At 46.5% G+C, this 16,530-nt stretch carries 15 protein-coding genes; 10 read left to right on the forward strand and 5 right to left on the reverse strand.

The genetic code is table 11. The annotated features are described in order from the left end of the window. Positions 1–93 precede the first annotated feature (93 nt). The 4 genes from A4R26_RS21865 to A4R26_RS21880 all read right to left on the reverse strand — a co-directional run bounded on the left by A4R26_RS21865 (position 94) and on the right by A4R26_RS21880 (position 4,967). Complete coding sequence (locus A4R26_RS21865; RefSeq protein WP_081168496.1) at positions 94–465, reverse strand: cupin domain-containing protein; 372 nt, start codon at positions 463–465, stop codon at positions 94–96. Then, positions 455–3,367 (reverse strand): endopygalactorunase, encoded by a 2,913-nt coding sequence (locus tag A4R26_RS21870; protein WP_107685878.1) that lies wholly within the window; start codon positions 3,365–3,367, stop codon positions 455–457. Before A4R26_RS21870 ends, A4R26_RS21865 begins: the two co-directional genes overlap by 11 nt. Before the next feature lie 213 nt (positions 3,368–3,580). After that, a complete protein-coding gene (locus tag A4R26_RS21875) occupies positions 3,581–4,567 on the reverse strand; it encodes an NAD-dependent epimerase/dehydratase family protein (protein WP_242674987.1) in 987 nt (328 codons plus the stop codon). A 166-nt stretch (positions 4,568–4,733) separates the two neighbouring features. Then, positions 4,734–4,967 carry a hypothetical protein gene (locus tag A4R26_RS21880; RefSeq protein WP_081168500.1) on the reverse strand — a complete coding sequence of 78 codons (234 nt, stop codon included), beginning with the start codon at positions 4,965–4,967 and terminating at the stop codon, positions 4,734–4,736. 306 nt (positions 4,968–5,273) lie between these two features. Here A4R26_RS21880 and A4R26_RS21890 point away from each other — a divergent pair, with 306 nt between their 5' ends. From A4R26_RS21890 to A4R26_RS21935, 10 genes are all read left to right on the forward strand, one after another. Next, complete coding sequence (locus tag A4R26_RS21890; RefSeq protein WP_207625801.1) at positions 5,274–6,224, forward strand: D-2-hydroxyacid dehydrogenase; 951 nt, start codon at positions 5,274–5,276, stop codon at positions 6,222–6,224. 113 nt (positions 6,225–6,337) lie between these two features. Further along, the gene (locus A4R26_RS21895; RefSeq protein ID WP_081168506.1) at positions 6,338–7,600 is read left to right on the forward strand and encodes a dihydroorotase; all 1,263 of its coding nucleotides are present in this window, start codon (positions 6,338–6,340) and stop codon (positions 7,598–7,600) included. A 10-nt stretch (positions 7,601–7,610) separates the two neighbouring features. Further along, positions 7,611–8,159 carry a DUF4199 domain-containing protein gene (locus A4R26_RS21900; protein ID WP_081168508.1) on the forward strand — a complete coding sequence of 183 codons (549 nt, stop codon included), beginning with the start codon at positions 7,611–7,613 and terminating at the stop codon, positions 8,157–8,159. A gap of 3 nt (positions 8,160–8,162) precedes the next feature. Further along, positions 8,163–9,107 carry a glycosyltransferase family 2 protein gene (locus tag A4R26_RS21905; protein WP_081168510.1) on the forward strand — a complete coding sequence of 315 codons (945 nt, stop codon included), beginning with the start codon at positions 8,163–8,165 and terminating at the stop codon, positions 9,105–9,107. A 2-nt stretch (positions 9,108–9,109) separates the two neighbouring features. Continuing rightward, a complete protein-coding gene (locus A4R26_RS21910) occupies positions 9,110–10,252 on the forward strand; it encodes a glycosyltransferase (RefSeq protein ID WP_081168512.1) in 1,143 nt (380 codons plus the stop codon). A gap of 49 nt (positions 10,253–10,301) precedes the next feature. Then, positions 10,302–11,330: a GHMP family kinase ATP-binding protein gene (locus A4R26_RS21915; protein WP_081168514.1), complete on the forward strand. Its 1,029-nt coding sequence runs from the start codon at positions 10,302–10,304 to the stop codon at positions 11,328–11,330. A 152-nt stretch (positions 11,331–11,482) separates the two neighbouring features. Continuing rightward, positions 11,483–12,061, forward strand: a complete 579-nt coding sequence (locus tag A4R26_RS21920; RefSeq protein ID WP_081168516.1) for a D-sedoheptulose-7-phosphate isomerase — start codon at positions 11,483–11,485, stop codon at positions 12,059–12,061. Between the two features lie 60 nt (positions 12,062–12,121). Beyond that, on the forward strand, positions 12,122–12,829 hold the full coding sequence (locus A4R26_RS21925; RefSeq protein ID WP_081168518.1) for a nucleotidyltransferase family protein: 708 nt from the start codon (positions 12,122–12,124) through the stop codon (positions 12,827–12,829). Positions 12,830–12,843: 14 nt separating this feature from the next. Beyond that, complete coding sequence (locus A4R26_RS21930) at positions 12,844–13,401, forward strand: D-glycero-alpha-D-manno-heptose-1,7-bisphosphate 7-phosphatase (RefSeq protein ID WP_081168520.1); 558 nt, start codon at positions 12,844–12,846, stop codon at positions 13,399–13,401. Positions 13,402–13,533: 132 nt separating this feature from the next. Then, positions 13,534–14,580: a hypothetical protein gene (locus tag A4R26_RS21935; RefSeq protein WP_081168522.1), complete on the forward strand. Its 1,047-nt coding sequence runs from the start codon at positions 13,534–13,536 to the stop codon at positions 14,578–14,580. A 136-nt stretch (positions 14,581–14,716) separates the two neighbouring features. Here A4R26_RS21935 and lepA read toward each other — a convergent pair whose 3' ends face one another. Continuing rightward, positions 14,717–16,510: a translation elongation factor 4 gene (lepA, locus tag A4R26_RS21940; protein WP_081168524.1), complete on the reverse strand. Its 1,794-nt coding sequence runs from the start codon at positions 16,508–16,510 to the stop codon at positions 14,717–14,719. Positions 16,511–16,530 lie beyond the last annotated feature (20 nt).

The following is a 16,530-nucleotide window of genomic DNA, read 5'->3' on the forward strand; positions in this document are numbered from 1 at the left end:
AAATGTTTCATTATTAGCGCTTTTATATTGAGCGTTTACAAATCCCCATTTCACGGATTTATCACAGCGCAACTTACCTCTTACCTTCTACATCTAATCCCCCGTAGGAACAATTTCACTCGTTTCCACCATTAGCATCACCGTTTTCTTTAGTGCCCGTGTTCGGTGCACAATGCCTTTGGGAATGGTGAAACCTTCCCAGGGATTCAATGCAATTGTCTTATCTTCGAGATCGATAAGCAGTTGTCCTTCCAGCACAAAAAAGAATTCATCGTCATTGTCATGTTTGTGCCAGTGGTACTCCCCTTCTATAATTGCCACGCGCACCACGCTGTCGTTCACTTTTGTAAGCGTTTGGTTGAACCATTTGTGCGTATTGGCCTTTACTATTGCCGGCACGTCGATCAGCTCAAGCTGCTCATATTTAACATCGAGCCGGGTGTCGTAAGGATAGTTATTTTCCATATGTAGTCTTTTCAGTAAAAATAACGATATCCTTCGATCCTTTTATTTTTATCACTTCCCGGTTACCGGCCGGGCGAACCGTTTTTACCCCGGAAATGCTTGCTCCAATCACATCATCTAAATACACGGCATAGCGCCCGTCGCGTTGTTCATAATTGAAAGAACAGTTCTTTACAGTTAAGTTCATTACATGCCGCGCCCAAAGCCCATAGGAAGGTTGCACCTTTAAATTGGAGGCATTGTATTGCCCAACACCCAGTTCGGGCGGTGTGGCCGCCGTATCTGACAACGGATTGCCGCCTTTTACCAGCACCTGCACATCGTTGAATTCAATATTTTTTATATAACCGGTATGTTTGCCATTGGGTAAAGTAAAATCGAGCCCGCCGGTAACTTCGGCGGCAGCAGGCAGGCTATACCCTGCTATGATGGGGGTGGCGCGGCGTTGTTTGCCATCGTAGGCCGACCATCTTTTTCCGCGGAAAGAACTACCGGCATACACTTCATAAATATCGATGCCATTGATGATAATATTTTCAACCTGGCCGATATTGATATTCTTTACCAGCAGTTCATTGTGGTTTTCGCCATTATCGGTAAAGGCATATTTACCCACGGTGGCGCCCAATACCCTTCCCCTGTTGGAGATCGAAATAAAAAAGGGCGTAAACGTCCTGAACATTTTTGACCGGCTGTGCAACGGACCAGTATGTCCACAATTGAGGTGAATATTCTTCACATGCCCGCCATCGTTGGTTGAAATAGAAAACCCGGCCTTGTTGGAGCCGAGCACATAAATATTGTCAACGCAAATATCCATGATGTCATCGGCTGTTTCGGAACCTATCTGAAACAGGTTGCAGTTGGTATCGCCGATCACATTCCTGATCTTATAATCGCGCGCCGGCCTGGTAAACCCCAATGCGCAATCGGAGCCGGGTTTTACGATATCGTCTGAACTTACTTTTGAATAAATATTGGTGACCGTAACATGGCTGCAGGCCATGAAATCGTAGATGTCGCGCACGTTGGATGTATGGTACCGGCTGAAATAAGTATTGTGCACGTTGATATGATCGGTGCCGGTGGCCAACAATGCAAAATGACCGCTGCGATCGATGTGCAGCATATTACCGGTGTTGAAATCTTTTGAGCCGTCTTTATTTATATAATACGGTTCGTCTTTACTGCTGTCGTACCAGAGGTCTGCTTCGCGGTGAATACCGCCAATTTCAATATTGGTACATAATTTAAAGGTGAACATTTTATCGGCGCGGTTACCCGGCTCGTTGTTCATAACCTTATCGCCGGTAACCAGGTTGCCATTGCCGGTTATATAACCATTGCCAATGATCTTTACATTATCGAGCCTTTCGCCAAAGAACATGGTATTCCTGAAATAGTGGTGGCCAACATCCTGTTTGGTTAAATAATTATCGGCGTCTGCATAAGGGCCGGCATCGGTTGGTGATAAACCCGACCGGTATTTTTTATCGCTGAACCAGGTTGTTTCAGGGGCATCGGCGCCTTTCAGGGCTTTTATGGTTGCTTCTTTATCGACATAGAGATACACATTACTTTTTAAATGAACGGTGCGTACACCATAAACGCCTTTACTGAACAACAGGGTGCCGCCGCCTAACCGGTTCACATATTCGATAGCTTCATTAATGGGTTGGGTATAGTCCTGGGTACTATCGCCGGTTACTCCGAACATTTTAATGTCGAGTTTGCCCGAATAATACCGGGCGGTATTGGAAAGCCCTTTGTGCCTGCCATCTTTCACCAGCAAACGGAACATATACTGTTTGCCGGGCTGCAAGCCGGTAACGGTAGCGGATGATGTTTTACGATCGATAGCAGCGCTGGCAGGCTGAAAACTTTTACCGGAATCGAGCGACTGCAGTAATTGAATGGCATTGGCCGGGATGTAGCTCCAGGTAAAATGCGCACAGGTATAAGTTGCTGCATCTTCGCTGTATTGAAGCGTTCGCTCCGCCGTTCTGGTAAAATCAGCTACCGTTGGTATTGCTTTCAATATGGCGGTTTCGACGCCAGTGCCGGCACTGGTAAGCACTTCTGGTTTTGAAGTGGTGTAAGTTGCTTTGAAAGTATAATTCCCGGCTTTTTGTAATCGCACACCGCCGATAACGATTGTAATGTCGGCGCCATTGGCTGGCCGCAGATCGAGATGGCTGAGCTGAAGTTTTGTACCCCCATTGGCCAGTGGAGTGATGGTGGCGGCCCCCACCCTGTTGTATGAATATGCCGAACCTGTTCTGCCGATAGATTGTTGGGCAAGCTGCGCCAGCGTTACATGGCCCCGGCCAATTACATTTACGGTTGTGTTTTGCATGGTTACCCCAATGCCTGGCGGCAGGTATATGTTTACGGTAGCATCGGGACTTCGCTGCCCGGCCGTATAATAAAGTACCAGTTTGTTGGTGGTATTAATAGTTACTGCCTGTTGCTGCAGTTGAAGCCGGCCGCTTAGGGCCATTGGTTTTACAACCAGTTGCCAGGTTTTGGCGGCTTTGTTTTTTGACGTTACAATCAGCCGGTCGCCCGGAATGACGTTACCGTGCTGTTTAGGGTTGCCTGTTTTATCAGTAACCAGGTACTGTTGTTTTAAGCCATTAACGGAAGTGATCTGCGCCAGTATTTCATTTACAGCAGGCGTGGTAGAAACAAGGCCCTGGTCTTCGGGTGTCTCAACGGTAAACCGGTAGGTGCTTCCGGTAATTACAACAATGGTATCTTTTGTGATGGACGCAATATGGGTGGCGTGCGCAGCGGGGTGGATGCTTACGGTTGGTTTCGGTTGGGCCTTTACCGGTTTGGTAAGCAGCATGAACAGGTAACAACCAGCAAGCAACTGTAGCAATTTCAGGAATACATTCATATATGACAATAGAAATATTAAAGTAATTCCTTTATGAGCACAGCTATTAATACTGGTTGGCAAATCATGCATCGGAATATGCATGCTGAACGCTAAAGGCAGAAAGCTGAAGGCGGAAGGCGAAAACCCGGGATATTGTGTTTACCGCAATTAATCGGGAATAACGAATTTTAGAGGCTGGCGTTAAGCCTTTAGCCTTAAGCATTAAGCGTTTCAATCCACCGGGAACGGGCCGTCGGTAAATTTTTCAGGATGATATCCTTTTACGCCTACCTGTACAGCCAGCCGGCTGCGCAGATCGTTCGATGTACGCATTTGTTCAAGAATATAGCTGAAGTCGTATTTCGGCTGCCAGCCCAGTTCGGTACGGGCGCGTTCATTCACATATACCCTGTCGAGCGAGGGAAACATTTTCCAGCCAAGTTGGTCGTATACGGGAACATATTCAGGCACCAGGCGCTTAACCACTTCAGTGGCATGCAGGCGCAGATCGGCGAGGTCGGCTTTCGTGAAAGGCGTTGTGGCGCTGATGATGTAGGTGCCAAAACCAATGCCCCGGGCTTTTTGCGCAGCCAGCAGGTGCGCGCTTACCACATCTTCAATTTCAACCCGGCGATACAGGAATTCATTGGCTTTTATATTCGAATCGGGATAAATTGCCCGCATTTTCCGGTTATCATCCTCTTCGGGAAAAAAACGCGAGGTGCGTAATACGATACAGGGTAGTCCGGAATTACGATAGTACAACTGGCACAAGTTCTCCGCGGCGGTTTTGGTAACACCGTAGATGTTTTTAGGCACCGGCGTTACGTCTTCCGTTATCCAGGCGGCGGGTGCGCCCGGCGGTGGCACCAGCGCATCGCCGAACGTGCTGGTGGTGCTGGTAAATACAAATGATTCAACACCGGCGGCCACTGCTTCCTGTAATAAATTGAGCGTGCCGGTTATATTGGTATCTATAAATTGCTGCGGCGTATGCGTTACCACATGCGGTTTGTGCAGGGTGGCCGTATGCATAACCACGTTCACCCCCTGCATGCATTGTTTTACAAATTCGCGATCGGTTATGGTTCCGGTATAGTTGGTAAATGCAGAAGCCTTTAGATCGATGCCCACCACATCGTACTGCATTTCTTTCAGTGTTCGCACCAGCGCTTCTCCCAAATGTCCGGCACTGCCGGTAACTAATACTTTCATCATAAAAATTAATTGCTAGGTAATGCTGAAGGCTTAAGGCTGAAGGCTGAAGGCTTAAGGCGAATACAAATACAAACCGGCATGCTTCTCCTGTTTTATGCTTAACGCGAAATACGCCACTACGTATCATTGTATTTTGCCTTCGGCCTTAAGCATTAAGCCTTTGGCTTTATTCTTCCTTCACGTATTTATATACATTCTTTTTGTAAGCGTTGAGGTCTTCGGGTGTAGTGATCTCATCGAACCTGTATTGTTCACCGTTGGCATTTTTACGAACCAGCGCCACTACTTCACCGCCTACCACTGCGCTTTGCGCCTTGCGAAAAATTGAATCGAGCGATTGCCTGTCGTTCAACATCTGGTACTCTTCTATCTGGTTCACTATAATAATATATTCGGGCATGTGGAAGATTTGGAACGAAGATAATACAAATGCAGCTGCAAGCGAATACGAATACAGCTGCAAGCTTCAAGCAGAATACAAATACAGCTGCAAGCTTCGAGCTGCAAGCTGCAAGCAGAATACAAATACAGCTGTAAGCTTAAAGCCGAAAGTTACAGCGTATACTGTATCTCACTTCGACATTGGAAGTTGGACATTCAATGTTCTTCTGTTTTCTGTATTCCTTTCTAATTTTTAATTATTCATGTCTCATTTTTTATTTCCCTGTATTTTTGTTCTTTACTCATTGATATTAATAAAATACAGATGATGAAAATAGTTGTAACCGACGGTTATACTTTGAACCCGGGCGATCTGAGCTGGAAGCCGATTGAAGCAATGGGTGAGCTTACCGTTTATGAAAGAATGAAACCGGAAGAGATCGTTGAAAAATGCAAAAACGCAACGATCGTTGTTACCAATAAAGTGCCGTTCAATGAAGCCGCCATATCGCAATTGACGAATTTAAAAATGATTGCCGTTACCGCAACGGGCTACAACATTATAGATGTACAGGCTGCTGCCAAAAAAGGGATTGTGGTTTCCAACGTACCGGCATATGGAACCGCTTCCGTTGCCCAACATACCATTGCACTACTGCTCGAGCTTACCAACCAGGTTGGCAAACATGCGGCATCGGTTGCCGCCGGCGAATGGGTGAAGTCGCCCGACTTTGGTTATCAAATAACGCCCATCACCGAACTGGCCGGTAAAACCATGGGTATTGTTGGCTGGGGAAATATCGGTTCGCAAACCGCCCGCATTGCGCAGGCGTTGGGAATGGAGCTATTATATTATAACCCCACAAAAAAGGAAAGTGCCTTCGCTCCCTGGGCTTCCCTGCCTGAATTATTTGCGAAAAGCGATTATATTTCCCTGCATTGCCCGCTCAAACCCGACAATACAGGTTTCGTTAATAACGAACTGATCAGCTTAATGAAACCATCGGCCTGCATAATAAATACCTCCCGCGGACCACTGATCAATGAACAACACCTGGCCGATGCCCTGAACACCGGCCGCATTGCCGGGGCCGCCCTGGATGTGCTGTCGACCGAACCGCCGCCGGCCGGTAATCCCCTGCTAACTGCAAAAAACTGCATCATTACCCCGCATAATGCCTGGATCAGCAGCGAGGCGCGCCAGCGGGTGATGGATGTAACGGTTAAAAATGTGGCCGCTTTTTTAAAGGGGGCGCCTGTTAATAAAGTGGGTTAAAAGGCAACGAGGCAAAAAGGCATAAAGGCAATCCGGCGGAGGAACTAAAGAACTGAGAACTAATAGATAAGAACTTAAATGAGAAAACCGTATCTTCGCTCAACTTTTTGAGAATGAAGATCCTAATTCAACAGGTTACAATTACTGACCCATCATCTCCATTTAACGGACAAAAGCAGGATATCCTTATAGAATCAGGAATTATCAGGGATATTCAACCTGCTATTTCAGCAGAAGCAGACAAGGTTATCGCAGGCAACCAGCTCCATTTATCGCCGGGCTGGGTTGATGTGTTCGCCCATTTTGCCGACCCCGGCTACGAGTTCAAGGAAACACTGGAAACCGGTGCCCGCGCAGCGGCTGCCGGCGGGTATACCGATGTTTTCGTGATCCCCAATACCAAACCGGTGGTCGACAGTAAAACCCAGGCGGAATACATTAGCCAGAAGTCAAAATCGCTGCCGGTCAATATTCATCCCATCGGCGCAATATCAAAGGGCACGGAAGGGAAAGACCTCGCAGAAATGTACGATATGCGCTCCAGCGGCGCCATAGCGTTCAGCGATGGTTTGAACCCCATACAATCGGCCGGTTTGTTACTTAAAGCACTGCAGTATGTAAAAGCTTTTGACGGAACGGTTATACAAATACCCGACGACAAAAGCGTAGGCGCCAACGGCCTCATGCATGAAGGCATTGTTTCAACCCGCCTTGGTTTGCCCGGTAAACCCATGATGGCGGAAGAATTACAGGTGGCCAGGGATATTAAACTGGTTCGCTATTCCGATTCAAAACTCCATTTCACGGGGGTAAGCTCGCCGAAATCGCTTGAATATATCCGCCGCGCAAAAGAGGCCGGTTTGGCGGTAACATGTTCTGTTACTCCTTACCATCTTTTCTTTACCGACGAAGACCTGCTGGAATACGATACCAACCTGAAAGTGTATCCCCCCTTACGTACAAAAAGCGATGTGGAAATACTGCGACAGGCTGTACTCGACGGCACCATCGATTGCATCGCATCGCATCACCTGCCGCATGAATATGATAGTAAAATACTTGAGTTCGAATATGCCAAATATGGTATGATCGGGCTGGAAACTTCCTACAGCGCCGTCAGGACCGTGCTGCCCGGGCTTACCGAAAATCGCTGGGTAGAGCTGGTGAGCATCAATCCCCGGAAAATATTCGGCCTTGAAATTCCGGTGATCAAAAAAGAAGCACCGGCCTGTTTTACCCTGTTCGAACCTGGTGTTCCGGTTACCATTACGGCGGCTTCTTTCCGGTCAAAATCAAAGAACTCGGCATTTACCGGCAAAACGCTCAATGGTTCAGTGAAAGGGATCATCAATAAAGAAACCTTAATTCTAAATTAATACACACTTTATGACCGGTGAAACAATGACCTCCAAAAATCCAGGGGTCCTTTACGGGCTTATCAACGGTGGCGTTTCCATCTTATTTACAGTAATTCTGTACCTGGGCGGCGCCCAGACATTCGTTAGCCCCATCGCCTACCTCGGCATGGCCATACCAATAGTAATTTGTGTAATAGGCGGATTGCAGATCAGGAAACAACGCGGTTATCTTGAGTTTTCCGAAGCATTAAAGAATACTTTCCTTATACTGGTGATCGGGTCGCTGATCGGAACTATCTTTCATTTTATTTTATTTAATTACATAGACGTATCGTTCAGGGAGGCGCTTGCACAAGTAACTGCCGAAGAAGCGGAAAGACTGATGCGGAAGTTCGGCGCGCCCGAAGGACAGATAGAAAAAACAGTGGAAGAAAGCTTAAATAAAAATAATTATACGGTAGGAAGATTGATGTTGGGTTTTGTTTTTAGCTGTATTGGCTGGTTCGTCGTTGCTTTGATAGTTTCGGCGATCATAAAGAAAAAGCGACCACCGTTTGAAAATTCGTTTAACCAATAAACTATGGATATATCCATTGTAGTGCCATTGTTGAATGAAGAAGAATCCCTGCCTGAATTATGTGCATGGATCGAGCGGGTGGTAACGGCCGGCAATTTTTCCTATGAAATCATAATGATCGATGATGGCAGTACCGATAACTCATGGGCCGTCATTGAACAATTGCGCTCAAAAAATTCTCATATAAAAGGCATCCGCTTTCAACGGAACTATGGCAAGTCTGCTGCATTGAACGAAGGCTTCAAAGCCGCATCGGGCAATGTGGTGATCACCATGGACGCCGATATGCAGGATAGTCCCGATGAAATACCCGAGCTGTACCGCATGATCGCAAATGACGGTTATGATATGGTCAGCGGCTGGAAAAAAGTGCGCTACGACAACACCCTCACCAAGAATATTCCAAGCAAATTCTTCAACTGGGCTACCCGGCGCATGTCGCATATCCAACTGCATGATTTCAATTGCGGACTGAAAGCCTATAGGATCAAAGTGGTGAAATGCATAGAAGTGTATGGCGAAATGCATCGCTACATACCTGTGCTGGCCAAATGGGCAGGTTTTAAAAAGATCGGGGAAAAAGTGGTAGAGCACCGCAAACGCAAATACGGCACCACCAAGTTTGGCTGGGAACGTTTTGTGAACGGTTTTCTCGATCTGGCCTCCATTACATTCGTAGGCAAGTATGGTAAAAGGCCCATGCACTTTTTCGGTTTGTGGGGTTCAGCCTTCCTTATAACCGGATTTTTAATGGTGCTGTACCTGGTTATTTCGAAGTTCATTGAACCGGAATATGCCATCACCAACCGGCCGGTGTTCTATATTTCATTAACGGTCATGATCATTGGCACCTTGCTGTTCATTGCAGGATTCCTTGGCGAACTGGTTTCACGAAATTCTCCCGGCCGCAATTCTTATTTGATCGAGAAGAAAACAGGGCTCAACTAATAATGGCGCATAAAAATATTGTAATCATAGGGCCCGGACATCCGTTGCGGGGCGGGTTGGCTACTTTCAATCAGCGGCTGTGCAAACAGTTCATCGATGAAGGCCATACCTGCTGCATCTATTCTTTTTCCCTGCAATATCCCTCTTTTCTGTTCCCCGGTACCACGCAATATTCAAACGAACCTGCGCCAGCCGATATGGAAATATATGCCGTTATCAATTCCGTTTGGCCGCTCAACTGGGTACAGATAGGAAATGCCTTACAGCGAATACGTCCGGATATTATCGTTGTGCGCTACTGGCTGCCATTTATGGGACCGGCATTAGGCAGCATATTGCGAAGGGTAAAAAAGAACAATCATACAAAGGTTATTGCCATTACCGATAATGTGATCCCGCATGAAAAGCGGCCCGGTGATGTGCCCTTTACCAGGTATTTCCTGAAGAGCTGCGACGCTTTCATTACCATGAGTGAAAAAGTAATGAACGACCTGCGGCAGTTTGAAAAAACAAAACCTGCAAAACAGGTTTTGCACCCGTTGTACGATAATTTTGGCGAACCGGTTCCTAAAGACGAAGCAAGGAAAAAACTGGGCATCGATGTCAATGAAAAGGTGATCCTTTTCTTCGGCTTTATTCGTAAATATAAGGGGCTGGATATTTTGCTCGGGGCCATGAGTTTGCTGAAACAACAAATAACAAACAACAAACAACAAACCATAAAACTACTGGTGGCCGGTGAGTTTTATGAAGATGAAAAACAGTACAACGACCAGATAAAGCGGCTGGGCATAGAAGACAGCCTTATATTAAGAACAGATTTTATACCCGATAGCGAGGTGAAGTACTATCTCTGCGCAGCAGATGTGGTAATACAACCCTATCGAAATGCCACGCAGAGCGGGGTTACGCCGCTGGCTTATCATTTTGAAAAGCCGATGATCGTAACCAATGTTGGCAGTTTGCCCACGCTGGTGCCACATGAAAAGGTGGGGCTGGTATGTGAACCGGAACCGGCTTCGCTGGCTGCCGCCATCAACCGGTATTTCGAGCTTGGAGAACAATATTTTATACCGCATCTTCGCACCGAAAAGGAAAAATACAGCTGGCATAATTTAGTCGATACGATACTGACGGTAATTTGATAATGTGATAATGGAATACAAATACTGAAGTTCATTTCATAATAATCCTATGACCAAAAGCATTTATAGAAGTAAAGCGCCATTGCGTATTGGTTTGGCCGGCGGCGGTACCGATGTCAGCCCTTACAGCGATCTGTATGGCGGGGCTATTCTCAATGCTACCGTGTCGCTGTTCGCCTATGCCAATATTGAGCTTATTGAAGAGAAAAAGATCTACCTGCAAACAATGGACAGGCAGGAGGAACAACAGTTTGACTGGAGCAGGGAACTGCCCATCGATGGAAAACTCGATCTGCTGAAGGGCGTATATAACCGCATTCAGCGGCAATACGGTATGCCTGAAACAGGATTTAAATTATCTACCTATGTAGATGCCCCGGCAGGTTCCGGCCTGGGTACTTCTTCTACCCTTGTGGTAGCCATTGTAGGCGTGTTTGCAGAAATGTTGCGGCTACCATTGGGTGAATACGATATTGCACATCTGGCATATGAGATCGAACGCAACGACCTGGCCATGGCGGGTGGTAAACAGGACCAGTACGCTGCTACTTTCGGCGGGGTGAACTATATGGAGTTTTATGGTGAAAATGTTGTGGTGAACCCATTGCGCATAAAACAACAATATTTATTTGAACTGGAGAACAACCTCGTTCTTTATTATACAGCTACCAGCCGCGAATCGGCAAAGATCATCGAAAAGCAAAGCCAGAACGTGGTATCGAAAAAGGAAAAACCCATCGATGCCATGCACCAGTTAAAACACCAGGCGCAGTTGATGAAAGAAGCCCTGTTGAAAGGCCGTTTGCATGAAATTGGCGAGATCCTTGATTTCGGTTTCCAGCAGAAAAAACAAATGGCGGAGGGTATTTCGAATACACTGATGGATGAGATCTACGAAGCAGCCAAAAAAGCGGGTGCAACGGGTGGTAAAATCTCCGGCGCCGGTGGCGGCGGTTTTATGACGTTTTATTGTCCGGCCAATACCAAGTATAAAGTAATTGAAACGCTGAACACATTTGGCGGTTTTGTAAAGAACTACCAGTTTGTTGACCATGGGTTAACAGGTTGGAGCATCTAAAACAATTAGCTAATTCGATAATTGGCTAATGTGCTAATAACTTAGTTTGTGCAGTACTTATATTAGCCAGGCTCACGCGTAAGCATTTTTTTAAGCTGTATTCATTAGCAAATTAGCACATTAGCAAATCAGCACATTAATAAAAGATTTCTATGAATAATAAGATCACCGACATCATTAAAGCCTCTATCAGCACCAAGGAACTAATTCTGAAAGACCCCGTGTTATTAGGCACTATCGATAAACTGGTGGAGATCATTACCGCTGCCCTGCGTAATGGTAACCGGGTATATTTTTGCGGAAATGGCGGCAGCGCTGCCGATGCACAGCACCTGGCTGCAGAGTTCAGCGGCCGTTTTTATACCGATCGCGATGCTTTGCCTGCTGAAGCATTACACTGTAACACTTCCTATTTAACCGCGGTGGCCAATGACTACAGCTATGATGTAGTATATGCCCGTTTAATAAAAGGCATAGGGCTGAAAGGCGATGTGCTGGTAGGGTTATCTACATCGGGGAATTCAACCAACATTGTAAAAGCATTTGAAGTTGCCCGCGAAAAAGGCATCGTCACAGTTGGCTTTACCGGCGATGCCGGCGGTAAAATGAAACCACTGAGCGATTATCTCGTAAACGTTCCTTCAAAAGATACCCCACGTATACAGGAAAGCCATATTATGCTGGGCCATATCATTTGCCAGTTGGTAGAAGAACAATATTTTAATAAATAGTTAAAATGTGTGCCACGCTTACAACAGCGCGGCGAAGGAAACGTGGCAAACCTAACACGTATGTCAATTAAAGAGTGTATAATATTAGCTGGAGGCCTCGGTACCCGGTTACGCAGCGCAGTTCCCGATCTGCCGAAATGTATGGCCCCTGTTGCAGGCAGGCCATTCGTTTCGTATGTGATAGATCATTTTCGCCAACAGGGCGTTGAAAAATTTATTTTTTCACTGGGGTATAAACATGAAGCCATTCAGTCGTTTCTCGATACGGCATATGCCGATGTAAACAAACAGTACGTAATAGAAAAAGAACCGTTGGGAACAGGCGGCGCCATTCAGTTTGCCTGCCAAAAGGCTACCGAAGAAAATGTACTGATCCTGAACGGCGATACGTTATTTTCTATTCAACTGGCGGCCCTGACCGCATTTCACCGGCAAAGCAAAAGCCACTGCACGCTGGCGTTAAAACCCATGCAGCGGTTCAACCGGTATGGCGTGGTTGAATTGAAAGAGAACGGCGCCATCAAAAGCTTCAAGGAAAAACAATTTTATGAAAGCGGACTTATCAACGGCGGCATTTACGCATTACAGGTAGCTGCGCTTTTGAAAGAAGGGCTTCCCGAAAAGTTTTCCTTTGAAAAAGACTACCTGGAGAAATTATATACCGAACGGCCGATGTTTGGCGTAGTGCAGGATGAATATTTTATCGATATCGGCATACCCGAAGATTTCGAAAAAGCGAACCGCGACCTGGCAGGCCGCACCGGTTAAAATGAACATTAATTATGTTAGATCTTAAACAGATAGATAAGTCCTGGACATTGTTTCTCGATCGTGATGGGGTTATAAACCATGAAAAGTACCAGGATTATGTATATAACTACGAGGAGTTTATTTTTTACGACGGAGTGCGGGAAGCCATGAAAACGCTCGCCGATCTGTTTGGACTGGTAATACTTACCACCAACCAGCGGGGCGTTGGGCGTGGACTGATGACAGAAGCCGATCTGAAGGATATTCACACCAGCATGGTACGCGATATAGAGAAGGCCGGCGGCCGTATCGATCAGATCTACTATTGCGTAGCCAACGATGCAGGCGATCCTAACCGTAAGCCCAATCCCGGTATGATCTTCCAGGCCAAAAAGGATTATCCCGCCATCGATCTGCAAAAATCGCTCATTGTAGGAAACAATATGAGCGATATGGAATTCGGACGCAATGGCGGCATTCACACCGTATTTGTAAAAACAACCCACCCCGAACAGGCGGTTCCCCACCCTGCTATTGACCTGGCTTTTAATACGTTGCCCGATTTTGCAAAAGCTTTGCAGAAGAAATGAAATTTTATCAGGTCTTTCACGTTCCATTCGAAAGGTTTGTGGTTTATGGTTTGTAGTTTGTGGTTCTTTTATTCGGGATCACTGAGTAAATTCATTCTTCCGATATTTGCCATTGAGTAATTAAATTGATCTATGATTAACCGACATATCAGACGTTATTTTTTTACCAGCTGTTTAATAATTACCGGTTTACTGGGCGTTGGTCCTGTTATTGCACAGCAGCGAATCACTGCGGCCGACAGAAAGGAATTGCAGAAGAAAGAAGATTCGCTGCAGGAGTTATCGGCCAATATGGTTTTCAGTGAGCGGCCGGCTGACCGTTTCAGGAGCGATAGTACGTTCACCCGCACCTTCGTAAGGGCGTTAAAAGTAAAGAATGCGTTTTATTACCCTTTCGATTCTTTGAACGTTTCGAAACTGTATTCGCCCGACAGCACGTTCCGCATCTTCACCTGGCAATTGAAAAAAGATGAATATGTATACCTGCAAAAAGGGGCTATACAAATGAATACACCGGATGGCTCGTTAAAGCTGTTCCCGTTGTTCGATTATTCAATGTTCACATCCAAACCGCTTGATTCGGTTCGCAACCGTAACAACTGGATCGGCGCTATCTACTACCGCATTATTCCTAAAGAACACAATGGCAAAAAGTATTATACGCTGCTGGGTTTTGATGATTTCAGCATAAGCAGTAACCGCAAGTGGATGGAGGTTATGCATTTTAATGAACGCGGTGAACCGGTATTTGGCGGGCCCGTGATCTCGTTCAAAGAAGATTCGGTAAAGAAACCCGTACAGGCCCGGTTCAATATAGAATATAAAAAAGAGGCTAAGACCTTCTTCAACTACGATCCAGAAAAAGACATTATTGTATTTGATCACCTTATTTCCGAAAGCAATGAGCCGGAGAGAAAATCAACCTATATACCCGATGGCGATTTTGAGGCCTTCAAATGGCAAAACGGCCAGTGGGTGCATATGGAGCGGCTCGATTTTGAATTGAAATTAAAAGATGGGCAGTTTCCGCAGGAATCGCGGATCTTAGATGATGCGGGTAACGCCAATGAACAGCAGCTGGAGGAAGCGTCGCGCAGGAATATGGAAAGAGAAACCGGCGTGCCGGCACAGCCTTCTTCCAAACCTAAGAAAACTACACCGGCTAAAAAGAAAGGATAACTTGTGGTTTGTGGTTTGTGGTTTGTGGTTTATGGTTTGTTGTTTGTGGTTGGCTAACTTGCGATAACTAAATATTTTGGTAACAAAAAAGCCCCAACGATTATGTCGGGGCCTTTTACATATTGTTGAAATTTGCTTAATCGTCAAGTTTCAAAACCGCTAAGAACGCTTCCTGCGGTACTTCCACATTACCTATCTGGCGCATACGCTTTTTACCTTCTTTCTGTTTTTCCAACAGTTTACGTTTACGGCTGATGTCGCCGCCATAACATTTGGCGGTAACGTCTTTCCGCATTGCGCTGATGTTTTCGCGGGCGAGTACTTTGGCGCCAACGGCGGCCTGTATGGCTATCTGGAATTGCTGGCGGGGCAACAGCTCCTTCAGCTTTTCGCAGAGCTTACGGCCGAAATCCTGTGAGCGGCCCCGGTGAATAAGCGCGCTGAGGGCATCCACCTTGTCGCTGTTGAGCAGGATATCCATCTTTACGATATCGCTTTCGCGGTACCCGATCGGATGGTAATCGAATGACGCATAGCCACGGGTCTGGCTTTTCAGTTTATCGTAGAAGTCGAAAACGATCTCTGTCAATGGCATCTCGAAATGCAGCTCCACACGGGTTGTGGTCAGGTAGCTTTGGTTCAAAAGAATGCCGCGTTTGCCCAAACAAAGCGTCATAATGTTACCGATATACTCCGGCTTTGTAATGATCTGGGCTTTGATGAATGGTTCTTCGATCCGGTCAGTTTTTACCGGGTCGGGAAACTCTGTAGGGTTGTTCACGATGATCTTTTCGCCTTTGGTTGTGTAGGCGATAAAGCTTACGTTGGGAACGGTGGTGATCACGGTTTGATTGAACTCCCGCTCCAGCCTTTCCTGGATGATCTCCATGTGCAGCATACCAAGGAAACCGCACCGGAAACCGAAGCCAAGGGCCTGGGAGGTTTCCAGTTCGTAGGTAAGAGAAGCGTCGTTCAGCTGGAGTTTATCCATACAGTCGCGCAACTCCTCGAACTCGTCGGTATTAACGGGGAAAATACCCGCAAATACCATCGGTTTCACTTCCTGGAAACCCTTGATCATTTCCTGTGTAGGATTATTTTTGAGGGTAATAGTATCACCCACTTTTACTTCTTTCGCATTTTTGATACCGGTAATAAGATACCCTACATCACCCGCGCTTACTTCTTTCTTTTCCGTCATTTTCAGTTTGAGGATCCCCACCTCGGCGGCCTCGTAATCCATGTCGGTAGACACAAATTTTACGATATCGCCTTTACGGATGGCGCCGTTCAGTACGCGGAAGTAAACGATGATGCCCCGGAAGCTGTTGAATACGCTGTCGAAGATCAGGGCCTGCAGGGGCGCTTCAGCATTGCCTTTTGGAGCAGGGATACGTTCCACGATCGCCTGCAGAATGCCGTCGACCCCAATGCCGGTACGGCCGCTTGCCAGCAGAATGTCTTCCGGTTTGCAGCCGATAAGTTCAATGATCTGGTCCATTACCTCTTCGATCATGGCGCCGTCCATATCAATTTTATTGATAACGGGTATGATCTCGAGGTCGTTCTCGATGGCCAGGTACAGGTTGCTGATGGTTTGGGCCTGAATTCCCTGGGTGGCATCAACCAGTAACAGGGCGCCTTCGCAGGCGGCCAGGGCACGGCTTACTTCATAGCTGAAATCTACGTGGCCGGGGGTATCGATAAGGTTCAGGATGTACTCCTGACCGTCGTTATGTTTATAGTTGATCTGAATGGCGTGGCTCTTGATGGTGATCCCTTTTTCCCTTTCCAGGTCCATATCGTCGAGTACCTGGTCCATCATTTCCCGTTCACTGATGGTATTGGTGCTTTGTAACAGTCTGTCTGCCAGGGTACTTTTACCATGGTCGATATGCGCGATAATGCAAAAATTGCGGATATTCTTCATTAAGTCGATTGTCCTTTAAA

This window comes from Niastella populi, from assembly GCF_002078015.1.
Lineage (GTDB): Bacteria > Bacteroidota > Bacteroidia > Chitinophagales > Chitinophagaceae > Niastella > Niastella populi.

Excerpts from the sequence above, each read along its gene's own strand:
- A4R26_RS21870 (WP_107685878.1), bottom strand. The coding sequence starts at position 3,367 with ATGAATGTATTCCTGAAATTGCTACAGTTGCTTGCTGGTTGTTACCTG.
- A4R26_RS21930 (WP_081168520.1), top strand. The coding sequence starts at position 12,844 with ATGTTAGATCTTAAACAGATAGATAAGTCCTGGACATTGTTTCTCGAT.
- A4R26_RS21890 (WP_207625801.1), top strand. The coding sequence starts at position 5,274 with ATGATGAAAATAGTTGTAACCGACGGTTATACTTTGAACCCGGGCGAT.
- A4R26_RS21895 (WP_081168506.1), top strand. The coding sequence starts at position 6,338 with ATGAAGATCCTAATTCAACAGGTTACAATTACTGACCCATCATCTCCA.
- A4R26_RS21880 (WP_081168500.1), bottom strand. The coding sequence starts at position 4,967 with ATGCCCGAATATATTATTATAGTGAACCAGATAGAAGAGTACCAGATG.
- A4R26_RS21920 (WP_081168516.1), top strand. The coding sequence starts at position 11,483 with ATGAATAATAAGATCACCGACATCATTAAAGCCTCTATCAGCACCAAG.
- A4R26_RS21905 (WP_081168510.1), top strand. The coding sequence starts at position 8,163 with ATGGATATATCCATTGTAGTGCCATTGTTGAATGAAGAAGAATCCCTG.
- A4R26_RS21865 (WP_081168496.1), bottom strand. The coding sequence starts at position 465 with ATGGAAAATAACTATCCTTACGACACCCGGCTCGATGTTAAATATGAG.
- A4R26_RS21925 (WP_081168518.1), top strand. The coding sequence starts at position 12,122 with ATGTCAATTAAAGAGTGTATAATATTAGCTGGAGGCCTCGGTACCCGG.
- A4R26_RS21900 (WP_081168508.1), top strand. The coding sequence starts at position 7,611 with ATGACCGGTGAAACAATGACCTCCAAAAATCCAGGGGTCCTTTACGGG.
- A4R26_RS21935 (WP_081168522.1), top strand. The coding sequence starts at position 13,534 with ATGATTAACCGACATATCAGACGTTATTTTTTTACCAGCTGTTTAATA.
- A4R26_RS21910 (WP_081168512.1), top strand. The coding sequence starts at position 9,110 with ATGGCGCATAAAAATATTGTAATCATAGGGCCCGGACATCCGTTGCGG.
- A4R26_RS21875 (WP_242674987.1), bottom strand. The coding sequence starts at position 4,567 with ATGATGAAAGTATTAGTTACCGGCAGTGCCGGACATTTGGGAGAAGCG.
- lepA (WP_081168524.1), bottom strand. The coding sequence starts at position 16,510 with ATGAAGAATATCCGCAATTTTTGCATTATCGCGCATATCGACCATGGT.
- A4R26_RS21915 (WP_081168514.1), top strand. The coding sequence starts at position 10,302 with ATGACCAAAAGCATTTATAGAAGTAAAGCGCCATTGCGTATTGGTTTG.